The following is a 14,546-nucleotide window of genomic DNA, read 5'->3' as shown; positions in this document are numbered from 1 at the left end:
GGACCTTAAATGGCTTATCAAGTCTGCATCGATATCGGCGGAACCTTCACCGATTGCCTGGTTTCCGAGCCCGGTGGGAAAATCTCGATCTTCAAATCGCCCACCACGCCCGGCGAATTCGAGAAGGGATTCATCAACGTGCTGCACGTGGCGGCGGCCGGATACGGGCTCGATCCCGCGACGTTCATGACCAAGATCGACTTGATCGTACACGGCTCGACCGTCTCGACCAACGCGCTGGTCGAGCGCAAGACCGTCAAGGTCGGATTGATCCTCAACGAAGGACATCAGGACATCCTCGTCCTGCGCGAGGGGCCGCGCAAGGGCGCCTTCCAGTGGCGGCTCGACTATCCCGAGCCCTATGTCCCGCGCCACCTGACGAAGACGGCGCGGGGCCGCGTCGATGCGCGCGGGCGGGAGCTCACGCCTCTGTCGAGATCCGATGTCGAGGCGGCGATAGCCGACTTCCGGCGCTATGGGGTCGAAGCGATAGCGGTCGGTCTGCTTTGGTCGGTCGTCAATCCCATCCATGAAACAACGGTGCGCGATATCATCGCGCAGGCATGGCCGGAGATCCCGGTCACGCTTAGCCATGAAGTCAATCCGATGTCGCGCGAGTACAAGCGCATCATCGCGGCCGCTATCGACGCGTCGATCAATCCGATCGTGCGCACCTACATCGAGGACTTGCGGCAAGCACTTTCGCAGGCGGGTTTCCAGGGCGAGCTGCTGCTCGCCAACTGCGTCGGTGGAATGATGCCTCCCGCCGAGATGCTGCGGCGGCCAATCTACAGCGTCATGTCGGGGCCGACGCTGGCGCCGATGGCCGCGCTGGCGCTGAGCGACGAAGCCAACGTCATCGTCGGTGACATGGGCGGCACCACCTTCGACGTCTCGGCTTTGCGTGACCACCAGATCATCGTCACCCCGGACAGCATGATCCACGACGACTCGCTGGGGATCGCGAAAGTCGATGTGAGATCGGTTGGCGCCGGCGGCGGGTCGATTGCCTGGGTCGACGATGGCGGCCTGCTTCGTGTCGGGCCGCAAAGCGCTGGCGCGCGGCCGGGGCCGGCATGCTACGGAGCGGGCGGCACCGCGCCGACGGTCACCGACGCCAATGTCGTGCTCGGCATCATTGACCCGGATTATTTTCTCGGCGGCCGGATCAAGATCAGCCGCGATCTGGCCGAGAAAGCGGTCGCGAGCATCGCGACGCGGCTCGGCATCCCGCTGCTCGACGCGGCTTACGCCATCCAGACCACCAGCAACCACAACATGGTCGGGGCCATCGAGGAAATCACCATTCGCGAGGGCATAAACCCACGCGACAGTTTCTTTGTCTGCGGCGGCGGCGCGACCGCCATCCACATCGCCGAGATGGCCGACATATTGGGCTTGAAACGCTACATGATCCCGCGCTTCATGGCCGGGCTGAGCGCGTTCGGCGGGTTGATCTCTGATATCACGCGCGAGGAAAGCGCGGTTTTCCTGACCTCGACCCGGCGCTTCGACGCCGCCGGCGTCTCCGACATCCTGGCGCGGTTGAAGGTGTCGGGCGAAGCATTCCTCGAACAGGCCGGCGTTGAGCCCGAGCTGCGGCGTTTCGAGTTCTCCTTTCTTGGTCGCTACGAGTACCAGTCCTGGGAGATCGAGGTCCATTTCGAGGCCAATGAGGCGCGCCTCGAAGCGGAAAAACTCCCAAGTCTCGTCGAAGCGTTTCATCAGATGCACGAACGCATCTATTCGATCAGATCCGACCGCGACATTGTCGAATTCACCAACTGGAAGCTGCGCGCGGTGGGCAAGCGGGCCAATCAGGATGCTTGGAAGGATTTCAGGCTGGCCGACCAGGCGACGGCGCCGGTCGCCAAGACCCATCGGTCAGCTTATTTGCACGAAACCCGGGGGACGAGCTCTCTGCCTGTTTACGACATGGACCAGCTGGGCGCGGGGGCGGCGCTTGATGGGCCATGCCTGGTTGAGGCGACGACGTTCACCGCCTTCCTGAAGGACGGACATCGCGGGCGCGTGGACCCGCAAGGCAACATTGTCGTGACAGTCGATTGAGACTCAAACCTTCCCGAACAAGGCATCGTAAAATGAATTCACCTGTCATTCGCCTGGAGACGCCAACGCGCCGCGTCGATCCGTTCCTGATGTCGGTTCTCAAAAGCCGGTTCGAGGCGGTGGTGCGGGAAATGACGCTGGTCGTGATGCGGGCCAGCCGCTCAGCGGTGATCAAGAACGCCCGCGACCTGAGCTGTGCGATCCTGACCTATGATCACCGCCTCGTTTCCACCGAGGACGCGCTGCCGATCCACGTCATGTCGATGGATCTGGCGACCCGTCCGATAACGGAGTTGTTCGACGATATCGCCGACGGCGACATCTTCCTCAACAACTGCCCATACACTGGCGGCACCCATCATGCCGACCTGATCATGGCGATGCCGATCTTTTTCGACGGCAAGCCGCTGTTCTGGGCCGTGGCGCTTTCCCATCACGCCGATACTGGCGCGCCGACACCTTCGACCTATCTGCCATTTGCCAAGAACGTTTATGAGGAAGGGATCCACTTTCCCTGCGTGCGTGTGGTCGAACAGCACCGGGAGAAGCAGGACATCCTGCGCATCGGCATGATGCGCAACCGTGTTCCAGACATCTGGCTGGGCGACGTGCGAGCCCAGATCGGCGCCTGCAGGACCGGTCGACGCCGTCTCTTGGAACTGCTTGAAAAATACGGCCGCGACACGCTGCTGGATTTCGTCGAGGACTGGTTCGACTACGGTGCGCGTCGCGCCATGGCCGAGATCGCCAAATTGCCGAAGGGCAAGTTCTCCTACGAGGTCCGCCATGACCCGGTCCCCGGCGTGGCGGAGGAGGGCATCCCGGTCCGGATCACCATCGATGTCGACCCTGAAGCCGGCGAGATCACGGTCGACGTGCGTGACAACATGGATAACGTCCCTGGCGGTCTCAACCTGTCGGAAAACACCTGCACGGGCTCGTGCCGCATTGGCGTCTTCAACAATCTCGACGACGGCATCCCGCACAACGAGGGCGCCAAGAGCCGGATCAAGGTGTTGATGCGGGAGGGAAGCGTGGTTGGCAAGCCCCGCTACCCAGTAGGCACCTCGGTGGCGACCACCAATGTCAACGACCGGTTGATCATCGCCGGCAATTGCGTGTTCTCGACGATGGGAGAACCCTATGGCCAGGCCGAGAGCGGCTCGCACCTGCCGGCGGGGATCGGGGTGATTTCGGGCAAGGATCCGTTCAAGGACGGGCAGCCCTACGTCAACCAGGTCTTCATTGGCTACGCCGGCGGCGGCGCGCGTCACGGCTATGACGGCTGGTTGACATATTGCGGGCCGGCGAATGGCGGCCTGATCGCGCTGGATTCCGTGGAAGTGGACGAATCCATGTATCCCATCATCATTGAATCGCGCGGCGTGGTGGCGGATACCCAAGGCATTGGCGAGTTCGAGGGCGCTCCCGCGGTGGGCGGTGTCTTCTATCCCGTCGACCACGAGATGACACTGGTCTACTCGGCCGATGGCACAACCTTTCCGCCGCGTGGCGTGCTGGGCGGCGGTGACGCCAAAGCAAGTCGCAGTGCCAAGCGCGGCACGGATGGCAAGCTGGTGGAATTGCCGGCCTTCCATGAGGAGGCGTGCCGCGCCGGCGAGCGCATCGAGTTCGTTGCCTGTGGCGGCGGCGGCTACGGCGACCCGACCAAGCGCGATGTCCGCCGTGTCGCGGCCAGCGTTGGCCGCGGCTGGCTAACAAGCGAAGCGGCTCGCAAGTCCTACAAGGTTGCCCTGGTGCTGGACGCCGAGCAGGGCGTCTGGGCCGTCGACCAGGATGCCACCGCGCGCCTTCGGGCGGCCTGAGCCAGCGCGAAGAGAGGTCGCCAGCAAATGACCGGCGGCTTCGATCACGCCCGCTTGGCGGCCGCGTCCTGCTCGTCGAAATACCGCAACAGGTTCATGCCACCGCGCACGATGTCGCGTTCGATCGCCTTACGCGCCACCTTCTTGTTGCGGGTCCGGAACGCTTCGATCAGCGTCTCGTGCTCCTCCGCGCCGATGTAATCGTTCTCGGCCTGCAGATAATACACGTTAAGGATAGGGCCCATCGAGACCCACAGGCTTTCGATCTGCGCGATCAGCATATCCATCTTGGACAGGCGGTAGACGCCGAAGTGGAATTCACGATTGGCGCGACGGGCGCGGTCAGCATCGCCGGACGTTTCGCCGGCCACGAAATCGCGATGGATCTCGACCAGTTTTGCAATGTCCTTCTCCGAAACATGCTCAACGGCGAGTTCGGCCGCTAGTCCCTCGAGCGCGATGCGAATGAGCCGGACCTGCCAGTAACGCGACCGGGTCAGCTCTGGAACGGTGATGAACCGCCCTGACCGCAGTTCCAGCGCCTGCTCGCTGACGAGCCTGAAACAGGCCTCGCGCACAGGCGTGACGCTGGTGCCCAGCCGTTGCGCCAGATCCTGCATCAACAGTCTTTCGCCGGGCCGGAAATTGCCGGCGATCAGGGCTTCGCGCAGCGAGATATAAGTTCTCGCCGACAGACTGCCTTGCTCGATTGGCTGCATCGTGCTCATGGTCCACCGCTGCAATCTTGGCCGCACCGAATCGACAACGGATAGTGCGAGACGCTCTTATATCCTATAAGTCCGTTGCGAAACATGGCTAGGAGCTGGCGGGTTTCCCAGCGGAGAGCTTGCGCAGGATTGTCTCGATGATATCCAGCGATTTCTCGACTGTCGCCCGGTCATGGCTCCCTGACAGGTAGAGACGCTTGAGCGGAAGCGGCTGGCCGATCAGCCGGTTCGCCACCATCTCTCTGCGGAACGCAAGATCGAAAACATCGTCGTTGCCCAGCAAGTCCTGGTAGTCGCGGTAAGGACCGCTGAGGAAATAGATCAGCCAGACCGAGCCAAACCCGGCGCTCTGCGCGGGCAGGCCGAGGCGATCGATAATGCCATCCAGCTGCGTGCGCATGAAAGCGCCGAGGGCAAACAGGCGGTCGTAGAAGCCTGGTTTCGACAGCTCCTCGATCGTCGCCTGCATGGCGGCGAGCGTCGACGGCGTGCCGTTGAAAGTACCGCCCATGAACACGGATCCTTCCCCGGTCCGGCCGACGAGCGCCATGAGATCGCGACGACCGGCCACCACGCCAACGGGATAGCCTGAGGAGGCCGCCTTGCCGAAGGTCGCGAGATCAGGCGTGACGTCGGCGATCGACTGATAGCCGCCGAGCGCGTGGCGAAAGCCGGTGATGACCTCGTCGAAGATCAGCACGACACCATGATCGCTGGTCAGGCGACGCAGCTCGCGCAGGAAAACATCCGTCGCGATCACCGACCCCATATTGTGAGCGATTGGCTCGATGATGATCGCCGCGACATCGCCGGGATTGGCCTTGAGATAATCCTCGACGGCGCCGGCATCGTTGTAAGGCAGCACGATGGTGTGACGGGCGGCATCCTCGAGGATGCCAGCACTGATGGGATCGTACTTGCCGATCGCCTGCGCGTGCGACTGTACGTTCATGGCGACATAGTCGTGCCAGCCATGATAGCCGCCTTGGAACTTGATGATGCGCTTGCGACCGGTGGCGGCACGGGCAAGGCGCAGGGCGTGATAGGTCGCCTCCGATCCGGAATTGCAGAAGGCGACGAGATCCGCGCAAGGGATGCAGTCGACCAGCGCCTCCGCCACCTCGATCTCTAGCCGCATCGTTCCCGCGCCGACAAGATCGATGTCCTGGGAGACCGCAGCGATGCGTTCACGCACCGCCGGATGACAGTGGCCAAGCACATTGGCGCCGAAGCCGCAGTGGAAGTCGGTGTACTGGTGTCCATCGACGTCGTAGAGAAACGCACCCTGCGCCCGGGCAAATACATGCGGCGCGCCGAGCCTGCGGCTCGGGCTGAGCAATCCGCCCGGCATCACCGCACCGGCGCGCTCGATGAGTCGGGCGGTGTTATTCTGATCGGTCATCGGAATGTCCGTGCATGGCTATGGTCCGCCGGCTCAGCCGAGGGCTTCAAGAACGGTGGCCTCGATTCCCGCCGCGTCCAGCCGGTAGTGCTTGTAGAGATGCGTTGGCGGCGCAATCAGGCTGTATTCGTCGCGGATGCCATGGCGTATCAACCGTGCCGGGCTGCCCGCCTCCGCCAGGATTTCCGCCACGGCGCCGCCCAGACCGCCCAGGATATTGTGTTCCTCGATGGTTAGAATGAAGCGGGAGTGAGCCGCGGCCGAGAGCACTGCCTTCGTATCCATTGGCTTCACCGTATGCATGTCGATCAGTCCGACGGACTTGCCCGCCGCGCGCAGCGCCCGGTAAGCCTCCCTTGAGGGATGGACCATCGAGCCACAGGCGATGATGGTCAGTTCCGATCCTTCGCCGTGAACGATCGCCTTGCCGAACTGGAACTCGACGCCGTCGTCTTCATAGACCAGCGGTTCCTGGCCGCGGCCAATGCGGAAGTAGATTGGCTGGGCATGATTGACAGACGCCTTGACGGCGGCCGCCAGTTGCGGGCCGTCAGCCGGCGCGACGACCGTGAGGTCGGCGATGCTTCGCATGATGGCAAGATCTTCCGTCGCATGGTGGGAGGTGCCGTAGAAGCCGAGTGAAATACCGGCATGATGACCGATCAGCCGCACCGGCAGCGCCGAATAGGCGACGTCGGTTCTGATCTGTTCGCAGCACAGCAGCGCCAGGAAAGAAGCGAATGTAGCGACGAACGGCATGGCGCCGGTGCTGGCCATGCCGGCAGCAGCCGAAACCATGTTCTGCTCGGAAATGCCAAATTGCGTGAAGCGTTCGGGAAAGCGTTGCGCGAACCGCACCAGCCCGTTGGAATATTGAAGGTCGGCCGTACCGGCCACGACCGGATAACCGTCTTCGACCAGCTCAATGAGCGCGTTGGCCAGGTAACTCAGGCCAGGCGCGCGCGCGTTGATCTGGCGGTACTGCCAGGAGTTGGTATCGATCGGGCCGTTCATTGTGTTTTGCCTCCACGCTTGATCTCTTCGGCGGCCAAGGCCTCGTCCGATGGCGCGAGATAGCCCAGATGCCAGCCGGGTTCGGTTTCCATGTAACCAACGCCCTTGCCTTTGGAGGTCTTGGCAATGATGCAGACGGGCCGGGTGCGGTCTGCCTCGGCCTTCAACTGTCGCAGCAGCGTCGCGAGAGCGACGACGTCGTGCCCATCGACCTCGTGCACCTGCCAGCCGAACGCCGCCCATTTGTCGGCCAACGGTTCGATGCCGATGATGTCGTCGACCTGCCCGTCGAGCTGGTATCCGTTGCGGTCGACGATGGCGATCAGATTGCCGGCCTTATGGTGGGCGGCGGAGAGCGCCGCTTCCCAGACCTGGCCCTCCTGCATCTCGCCGTCACCGAGCAGGACATAGACATCGAAGCGCCGGTTGGCCGCACGGCCGCCAAGCACCATGCCGAGGCCGCCGGACAGGGCATGGCCGATCGAGCCGGAGCTGAAATCGACGCCGGGCACCTTGCGCATGTCGGGATGATCGCCAAGCGGATTGCCGAGCCGGGTATAGCCATCGAGGACGTCCTTGGAGAAGAAGCCCCAGTCGACCAGCAGCGGATAAAGGCCGACCGCGGCGTGCCCTTTGCCCATAAGGAAGCGGTCGCGGTCCGGCCATTGCGGCTCGCCGCGCCTCAGCCGCATCGCATCGTAGTAGAGCGTGGCGAATATTTCCGCGCAGGAGAACACCGACGAATAGTGGCCCACCTTGGCGATCTGGATGAGGCGCAGCGTCTCGAGCCGGACGAACTCTGCCCTGTCGCGCAACAGGGCGATCCGCTCCGCGTCGGGTGGCAGGGTGTTGTTTGAAGGAGTGGGTGCGTTGGCCATTGGACGTCACTCTCGGGATCATTTTTTCTCGACAACTTATAAGTTATAAGATATTCCTCGCCGAAGCAACCGCCTATCTGGTCGCAAGGAGATTTTTGATGAACAACGAATCGCGCGTGCTGGACATGGCCAGGCACTTTCATTCCCAAACGGATCCACGCCTGCATGAGGATCATGGTCCGTTGACGATCGTGGCCGGCGAAGGCGCGACCGTCACGGATGACGCGGGCAACCGCTATATCGAGGGCATGGGCGGACTCTGGTGCGCCTCGCTTGGCTTCAGCGACAGCCGGCTGGCTGTCGCTGCTGACCGCCAGATGCGCAAGCTCGCCGTCTACCACACCTTCAACCACCGCTCGAACGAGCCCACCGTCGAACTCGTCGAGCAGCTTACCGCGTTGGCGCCGTTCGACCACGCGCGCGTCTTTCTGGTCGGCTCCGGTTCGGAAGCCAATGATACGATGATCAAGCTCGCCTGGTATTACCAGGCCGCGCGGGGACGTCCGGAGAAACGCAAGATCATCAGCAGGTTTGGCGCCTTCCACGGCAGTACGATCATGGGCGCGGCGCTGAGTGGGCTGCCGCACATGCACAAGTCCTTCAACCTGCCGCCGCTTCCCGTCATATTCGCCGCGCGGCCGTTCCATTATCTCGACGGTCTGCCGGGCGAGGCGGAGCATGACTACGCCACGCGCCTGGCCCAGGAACTCGAGGCCCTGATCCTGGCGGAGGGGCCAGAGACGATTGCCGCGATGATCGCAGAGCCAGTCATGGGCGCCGGCGGCGTGCTGGTACCGCCGGAGAATTATTTTCCAAAGGTTCAGGCGGTGCTGCGCAAATACGACATCCTGATGCTGTCCGACGAGGTGGTCTGCGGTTTCGGACGCACCGGAAATTGGTTCGGCAGCCAGACTTTTGGCATGGAACCGGACATGCTGTCGGTCGCCAAGGGGCTTTCATCCGGTCATCTGCCCATTGGCGGCGTCATTATCTCCGACAAGGTCTACCAGTGCGTCGCCGACGAGGCCCACAAGGTCGGCGTGTTCGGCCACGGTTTCACCTATTCCGGCCATCCGGTGACAGCCGCCGTCGCCGCCGAGGCGATCAGGATCTACCGTGAGATCGATCTCTTGAGCCAGGCGCGCCGTCTCGGCGATTATCTGCATGCAGCGCTCGCGGACGCGCTCAACGACCATACACTGGTCGGCGAGGTCCGCGGCCGCGGTTTTATAGCGGGGATCCAGATCGTCGAGGATCGCGCCACCCGTCGCGCCTTTGCGCCGGAGCTGCGAATTGGCACCGATGTCGAGCGGCGGTGCCGCGAGCACGGAGTCATGATCCGCAACATGGGCGACGTGCTGGCAATCTGCCCGCCCTACGTCATCGCCACTAAAGAGATCGATTACATGGTTGATGGCATTCGCGCGGCTCTTGATGAGACCGCGGCGGCCCATGCGCGGACTGACCAGTCGGCATGAACCCGCCCGGCGAGGCGGCGAGACGTCGCTGGAGGGGCCGGCCGCGCGAAAGGCGCTTGGGCAAGCGCGAGCCGTAGCCAGCATACAGGATCCTGATTGTCTTATCCGAACGGAGGCCAGACCATGCTTCAGAAAACCAGCCATTTCATGCGCCAGGCCAATCTCATCAACGGCGAGTGGGTGCAGGCCGACAGCGGACTGACGGTCGACGTCAACAACCCGGCCACCGGTCTCAAGATCGGCACCGTGCCGAAGTCGGGCAGGGCCGAGACCCGCCGCGCCATTGAAGCCGCCGCCGCCGCCTTCAAGTCGTGGCGCAAGACCACCGCCCTCGAGCGCTCGAAGCTGCTGCGCAAGCTGCATGACGCGATGATGGACAATCAGGACGTGTTGGCCGAACTGCTCACCATCGAGCAGGGCAAGTCGCTGTTCGAATCGAAGGGCGAGATCGGCTCGGCCGCGGCCTACATATTGTGGTTCGCCGAGGAAGGTCGCCGCACCTATGGCGATGTCGTGCCTTCGCCATGGGCGGACCGCCGCATCCTGGTGACCAAGGAGCCGGTCGGCGTCATCGCCGCCGTCACGCCGTGGAATTTCCCGTCCTCGATGCTGGCCCGCAAGCTCGGCCCGGCGCTCGCCGCCGGCTGCACCGCAGTGGTCAAGCCGGCCTCGCAGACGCCATATTCGGGCCTCGCCTGGGGTGCGCTCGCAGAGGAGGTCGGCTTCCCCAAGGGCGTCGTCAACATCCTGACCGGTTCGGCAAGCGAGATCGGCGACGAGATCTGCGCCAATCCGCTGGTGTCGAAGATCACCTTCACCGGATCGACCGAAGTCGGCAAGCTTCTCATCCAGAAGTCGTCGGTCACCGTCAAGAAGGTGTCGATGGAGCTCGGTGGCAACGCGCCGTTCATTGTCTTCGATGACACCGACCTCGAGCGTGCGGTCGCCGGTGCGATCACCGCCAAGTATCGCAACTCCGGCCAGACCTGCGTCTGCACCAACCGCTTCCTGGTTCAGTCTGGCGTCTATGACAAGTTCGTCGAGAAGCTCGCTGCCGCGAGCAATGGGCTGAAGGTCGGATCCGGCCTCGAGGACGGCGTGCAGCAGGGGCCGCTGATCGACGAGAAGGCGGTCGAGAAGGTCGAAGAACTGATCGCCGACGCCACATCCAAGGGCGGCAAGATCGTTGCCGGCGGCAAGCGCCATGCGCTCGGCGGTTCGTTCTTCCAGCCGACGGTCATTGCCAATGCGACGCCCAAGATGCGCTTCATGAAGGAAGAGATCTTTGGCCCGGTCGCACCGGTGTTCAAGTTCGAGACCGAAGAGGAGGCGATAGCACTCGCCAATGACACCGAATTCGGCCTCGCCTGCTATTTCTACACCGGCGATCTCGGCCGCGCCTTCCGCGTCATGGAAGGGCTGAAATACGGCATGGTCGGCGTCAATGAAGGCCTCATCACCACGCCGGAGGCGCCGTTCGGCGGCGTCAAGGAATCGGGTCTCGGCAAGGAAGGCGGACATCAGGGCATCGAGGATTACCTCGACACCAAATATGTCTGCATCGGCGGCCTCGGCTCTAGTGCGCCGGCTTTTCCCACGTCTCAGAACGCGGAATGACGAACCCGCGGGTGATCCGGTGAAAATCTTTCCGGTTCCGAGGAGAAGTGACCTAAGATCGTGAGCGCCCTATGCTCTTACGTTTCCGGAAAAAGCTTCGGAAACAGCGCGTCCAGAGCGTCCGCCGGAAAGCGTAGGGACACTAGGCCCTTTGGCGTTTCCGACGCCAATAGTCCGAGCGCGATTACGTCATTGAACACTCGACGCGCCGTACGTTCGGGTAGTCCGCTAATACGGGATGCCTCGCCGCGGTCAAACTCACCGCGCGTGAGCGCTTCCTCCACGAGGCGGCCGGCTTCGGGCTTCAGACCACTGCGCTCCACATGCCGATACAGCCGCTTGGCCAACGTGTCGAGATCGAACAGTCCGGTCATGAAGCTCACCTGATCGATACACGCCTGCAGGAACCATAAGGTAAAATCGCCGAGTGCGCGTTCGGAGAGGTTGCCACGTCCGTCGAGATCACCCTGGCGGGGCATATCGGCATGATCCATCATGCTCTTGTAATCCGTTCGGCTTTTCACGCCACGTGCCAAGCCTCGTGAGATCGACCACAGCCCGTGCGCGGCGACCCCGGCCTGAGGGCCATGGCGTGGCTCATCAATCGGCTGATGCGTCCGTTGCCGTCCGGAAACGGGTGAATGTAGTTGAAGCGGTGATGCGCGGCAGGAATGGTCAGGATGCGTCCCGCCTTGCCCAGCTTATCGAAGCGATAACGCATGGCAAAGTATTGCATGAAATCGTTGACGCGATCGCTCGAAGGCGGTTCATGCCGGCCGATGGCGACGTCATGCTCTGGCTTCGATCGCCACTCACCTGGCGCCATGACGAACTCACGGCCGGAACCCTTGATGGTCAGCATGGGCGATTCCGCATCGCGGTAGAATTCCGCATGCAGCCATCGAAGAAAACCTACCGATGCCGGTTCCGGCAACTGCCCATCGGCAGCCAGGCGGTCGATCTCGGCTTGCACGCGAACGTGCGCGGCCGCCTCGAGCTGCAGATTGCGGCGGTTCTCGTCTCGATCGAAATTCCGACCAGCGCCCGTTCGATGTCGCGCGGGCGCGTATCGTGGCCTTCGATCAGGTTGCTGTAGTAGGTGTTCATGATGCGCACGAGATGGGCGAGGTTGGCTGCGGTACGCGAGTGCAGGCTTTTGCCCAAAACAGCCGACGTCGCCAGGCTTGGACACAAATCGATGCTGCCGATGATGATCATGGCCGATGTTCGGCAGGCCTATCGTACTGACAACTATGCACAAACCGTAATTGGGGGAGCCATCTGGCCGATGCTTTAGCCGATCTATGACGATCGGCCGGACTCAGGCAGGTTCGAGGTGGAAAACAGGCAGCTTTAAACATGGTTCTGCCTCGGCCAGCGCAAGATTCGCCTGGAGCTTCGCTTATGCTGTGTGAGCTTGTTCTCTCGCGCCCGAATTCCCCATGGATGGCCCAAAAGCAGGCGATCCATTTGTCATTTTTAAGTGCGTCGGACTGCCAGTTGATCGCGTTCTGACCCGACTGGGAGTTCAAGTTTGACCTGAAACTGACCGGTTGCTGGATGGCAGGCTTCATCCCCACCGGTCTGATATGAAACAACGTCCGGCCCCGAAGGCTAGGCTGCAATCTCGTATGGCTTCTATGCGCCGTTCTCTTGGAGCGTGTTGCGGGTTTGGTCTGCCCAACCTCGGAGCTCAACGCTTCACGGCGTTAGGATGAGCGTTCCAAGCGCAGGATTACTGCCGACACTGCTCTTCTTGTTCGCATTGGGCAGTTCCCGTTGGAAGCTTCCATCTTGCCGACTGCTGAGTTTGGAGTCGCCGTAGCTGTGAAATCGAAAAGAAGCCCATAGGCAACGTTTGCCGCGACGCTACTGAGAGCTGGTCACCGGGAGAGCCGAAGGTAGAACGAAGTTGTCTCGTTGAGCTTGTATGTGGCGCCAGCATAGAAGGCCCAGTTCCCACCACAAGTCTTATACAAACGCCCACCGTTAGCGCCGATCGCGTTCATGGCCTCGTCCTTTTGGCAGAGATCACCACGGTCGCTAGCTGGCGAGCAAAGTCCGTCCCAGCGCTGCATTATCTCGTCGGATCCGGCAAGCTGGCAGAATTTCCCAGGCGGAGCTGACGGGGAGGGATGGTGGGAACAAAACGGTGCGCGTGAGGTCTCGGCGGGAACAGCCAAGACATCTAAGCGGAACGGACTGGCATAACGCAAAGACACAGGCGAGCTCAGCGGCAAGGTGGTTTGTTATCACCATGGGACGCCTGCCGCGTCAAACGGTGGTGTCGTGGGTCGAGACGGCGAGGGCAGCGGTCGCCATGCGCCCCGACCGGCTTGCCAGCGCTGCCCGCGCTGAACAGCATGCGGCTGTCGCCGTGACGCTGGTTGCCGCCGGCTACCGGGAGATCGGGCTCGACCATTTCGCCTTGCCGGACGACGAGCTCGCGCTGGCACAGGAAACCGGTCGCCTGCGACGTAACTCGTTGGGCTACTCTGCCGATACCTGCAGAACCCTGATCGGTTTCGGCGCGTCGGCTATCGGCCGCATCGGCCAGGGGTACGTTCAAAACGAAGTTACACGGGATATCTACATCCAGCACATCGCAGTTGGCCGACTGGCGACATCGAAGGGCCATCGCCTCACGACGACCGCGTGCGAGCCGCAATCATCGAGCGATTAATGTGCGATTTCGAGGCTGACGTGCCGGCAATCTGTGTCGCCCACGGATCTGATCCGATCCGTCTTCGCGGTTCAGATGAGCGTTTGGCGATGCTGGCCAAGGACGGAATAGTGGACTTCGAAAACGGTCTTGTCCGCGTACGGCGGGAGCATCGCTTTGGGATTCGCGCTGTTGCTGCCGCATTCGATGCTTTTAGGGATGGCCTTACGTATCCCGCAGTTGAGGGCAAGCACACAACACGGAAGCTAACACAGGGAGTACCTTTTGCCGGAGAGAACGAGCTGCCATCGTGCGGTGCCCGGTTAGTAGTGAAGCGCCGTAAAATGTCGACATAGGCGTTGGTGAACTGGACCGAACGACGAGAACGGCCTATCCAGTGTGTTGTCGGCAGTTAGTTCGAAAGTCCTGCTACACCCGATCCGATGCCTTTCAACGCCGAGGCCGCACCTCCGTGCCGAAGCCGGCCTTCCCAATGGTGGGTCGAGCCGTCGCTTACCCCGTGCTTGCCTCACAGATCCGCGACCAAGAACCCAGCCACATGCCTGCCGGGGCCTAGGTCCATCAAGCATGAAAGGAACACGTCGGAACCTGGGATATCGCTTGCCCGGCCGGGCGGCGATAGCCTTGTCGGGGCAGCGAGGAGCCGTGGCCGATGATGAACGCACAGGAGAAGTCTGGCGTGAATGGGGCGATGATTGTCAAGCTTTGCTCTCGAGTCATTTCGTCAACCATCTTGCGTGACCGATTGGCGACCATCTCCTCGTCCCGACCTTATATTACCCGTCGCCTGTCGCCGCCAGCGCGCAGTGACTTGTCAAGGATGGAGGCCCGCAGACCTCATCGCGCGGCG

At 62.2% G+C, this 14,546-nt stretch carries 11 protein-coding genes and 1 pseudogene; 5 read left to right on the top strand and 7 right to left on the bottom strand.

Going from position 1 to position 14,546, the window contains the following annotated elements; all coding sequences use genetic code 11:
• The first annotated feature begins 9 nt into the window (after positions 1–9).
• Together NKJ76_RS27315 and NKJ76_RS27310 are read left to right on the top strand one after the other, a co-directional pair.
• Positions 10–2,070 (top strand): hydantoinase/oxoprolinase family protein, encoded by a 2,061-nt coding sequence (locus tag NKJ76_RS27315; RefSeq protein ID WP_352538807.1) that lies wholly within the window; start codon positions 10–12, stop codon positions 2,068–2,070.
• A 32-nt stretch (positions 2,071–2,102) separates the two neighbouring features.
• Positions 2,103–3,896: a hydantoinase B/oxoprolinase family protein gene (locus NKJ76_RS27310; protein WP_023768620.1), complete on the top strand. Its 1,794-nt coding sequence runs from the start codon at positions 2,103–2,105 to the stop codon at positions 3,894–3,896.
• Between the two features lie 44 nt (positions 3,897–3,940).
• Here the strand turns inward: NKJ76_RS27310 and NKJ76_RS27305 are convergent, their stop codons facing one another.
• The 4 genes from NKJ76_RS27305 to NKJ76_RS27290 all read right to left on the bottom strand — a co-directional run bounded on the left by NKJ76_RS27305 (position 3,941) and on the right by NKJ76_RS27290 (position 7,855).
• Entirely contained in the window at positions 3,941–4,624 is a 684-nt protein-coding gene (locus tag NKJ76_RS27305) for a GntR family transcriptional regulator (RefSeq protein ID WP_023737066.1), read from the bottom strand.
• A gap of 88 nt (positions 4,625–4,712) precedes the next feature.
• Positions 4,713–6,026: an aspartate aminotransferase family protein gene (locus NKJ76_RS27300; RefSeq protein ID WP_023737065.1), complete on the bottom strand. Its 1,314-nt coding sequence runs from the start codon at positions 6,024–6,026 to the stop codon at positions 4,713–4,715.
• Positions 6,027–6,059: 33 nt separating this feature from the next.
• A complete protein-coding gene (locus tag NKJ76_RS27295; RefSeq protein WP_352538806.1) occupies positions 6,060–7,040 on the bottom strand; it encodes a transketolase family protein in 981 nt (326 codons plus the stop codon).
• Entirely contained in the window at positions 7,037–7,855 is an 819-nt protein-coding gene (locus NKJ76_RS27290) for a transketolase (protein ID WP_245263162.1), read from the bottom strand. Before NKJ76_RS27290 ends, NKJ76_RS27295 begins: the two co-directional genes overlap by 4 nt.
• 161 nt (positions 7,856–8,016) lie before the next feature.
• Here NKJ76_RS27290 and NKJ76_RS27285 point away from each other — a divergent pair, with 161 nt between their 5' ends.
• Positions 8,017–9,396, top strand: coding sequence for an aminotransferase (locus NKJ76_RS27285; protein ID WP_352538805.1), 1,380 nt, complete (start codon positions 8,017–8,019; stop codon positions 9,394–9,396).
• Positions 9,397–9,519: 123 nt separating this feature from the next.
• A complete protein-coding gene (locus NKJ76_RS27280) occupies positions 9,520–11,013 on the top strand; it encodes an NAD-dependent succinate-semialdehyde dehydrogenase (RefSeq protein WP_352538804.1) in 1,494 nt (497 codons plus the stop codon).
• A 77-nt stretch (positions 11,014–11,090) separates the two neighbouring features.
• Here NKJ76_RS27280 and NKJ76_RS27275 read toward each other — a convergent pair whose 3' ends face one another.
• Genes NKJ76_RS27275 through NKJ76_RS27265 form a run of 3 tightly spaced genes read right to left on the bottom strand, consistent with a single transcriptional unit; the run spans position 11,091 to position 12,231 of the window.
• Positions 11,091–11,510, bottom strand: a complete 420-nt coding sequence (locus NKJ76_RS27275) for a Fic family protein (RefSeq protein ID WP_352538803.1) — start codon at positions 11,508–11,510, stop codon at positions 11,091–11,093.
• Positions 11,511–11,533: 23 nt separating this feature from the next.
• Positions 11,534–11,875, bottom strand: a complete 342-nt coding sequence (locus tag NKJ76_RS27270; protein WP_352538802.1) for a Fic family protein — start codon at positions 11,873–11,875, stop codon at positions 11,534–11,536.
• 50 nt (positions 11,876–11,925) lie between these two features.
• The gene (locus NKJ76_RS27265; RefSeq protein ID WP_245271846.1) at positions 11,926–12,231 is read right to left on the bottom strand and encodes a hypothetical protein; all 306 of its coding nucleotides are present in this window, start codon (positions 12,229–12,231) and stop codon (positions 11,926–11,928) included.
• 1,048 nt (positions 12,232–13,279) lie between these two features.
• Between NKJ76_RS27265 and NKJ76_RS27260 the strand changes: the two are divergent.
• Positions 13,280–13,896: pseudogene (locus NKJ76_RS27260) on the top strand (oxygen-independent coproporphyrinogen III oxidase); the annotation flags it as partial.
• Positions 13,897–14,546: the final 650 nt, after the last annotated feature.

The sequence above is a fragment of the Mesorhizobium sp. M0029 genome (genome assembly GCF_040323735.1).
In the GTDB taxonomy this organism is placed as follows: Bacteria; Pseudomonadota; Alphaproteobacteria; order Rhizobiales; family Rhizobiaceae; genus Mesorhizobium.
Note: the sequence above shows the minus strand (reverse complement) of the source record. Positions and strands in the feature narration are given on the sequence as shown.

Bases quoted from the DNA above. Each gene is read 5' to 3' on its own strand.
- NKJ76_RS27310 (WP_023768620.1), top strand. From the start codon at position 2,103: ATGAATTCACCTGTCATTCGCCTGGAGACGCCAACGCGCCGCGTCGAT.
- NKJ76_RS27285 (WP_352538805.1), top strand. From the start codon at position 8,017: ATGAACAACGAATCGCGCGTGCTGGACATGGCCAGGCACTTTCATTCC.
- NKJ76_RS27280 (WP_352538804.1), top strand. From the start codon at position 9,520: ATGCTTCAGAAAACCAGCCATTTCATGCGCCAGGCCAATCTCATCAAC.
- NKJ76_RS27315 (WP_352538807.1), top strand. From the start codon at position 10: ATGGCTTATCAAGTCTGCATCGATATCGGCGGAACCTTCACCGATTGC.
- NKJ76_RS27305 (WP_023737066.1), bottom strand. From the start codon at position 4,624: ATGAGCACGATGCAGCCAATCGAGCAAGGCAGTCTGTCGGCGAGAACT.
- NKJ76_RS27265 (WP_245271846.1), bottom strand. From the start codon at position 12,231: ATGATCATCATCGGCAGCATCGATTTGTGTCCAAGCCTGGCGACGTCG.
- NKJ76_RS27300 (WP_023737065.1), bottom strand. From the start codon at position 6,026: ATGACCGATCAGAATAACACCGCCCGACTCATCGAGCGCGCCGGTGCG.
- NKJ76_RS27275 (WP_352538803.1), bottom strand. From the start codon at position 11,510: ATGATGGATCATGCCGATATGCCCCGCCAGGGTGATCTCGACGGACGT.
- NKJ76_RS27295 (WP_352538806.1), bottom strand. From the start codon at position 7,040: ATGAACGGCCCGATCGATACCAACTCCTGGCAGTACCGCCAGATCAAC.
- NKJ76_RS27270 (WP_352538802.1), bottom strand. From the start codon at position 11,875: ATGCTGACCATCAAGGGTTCCGGCCGTGAGTTCGTCATGGCGCCAGGT.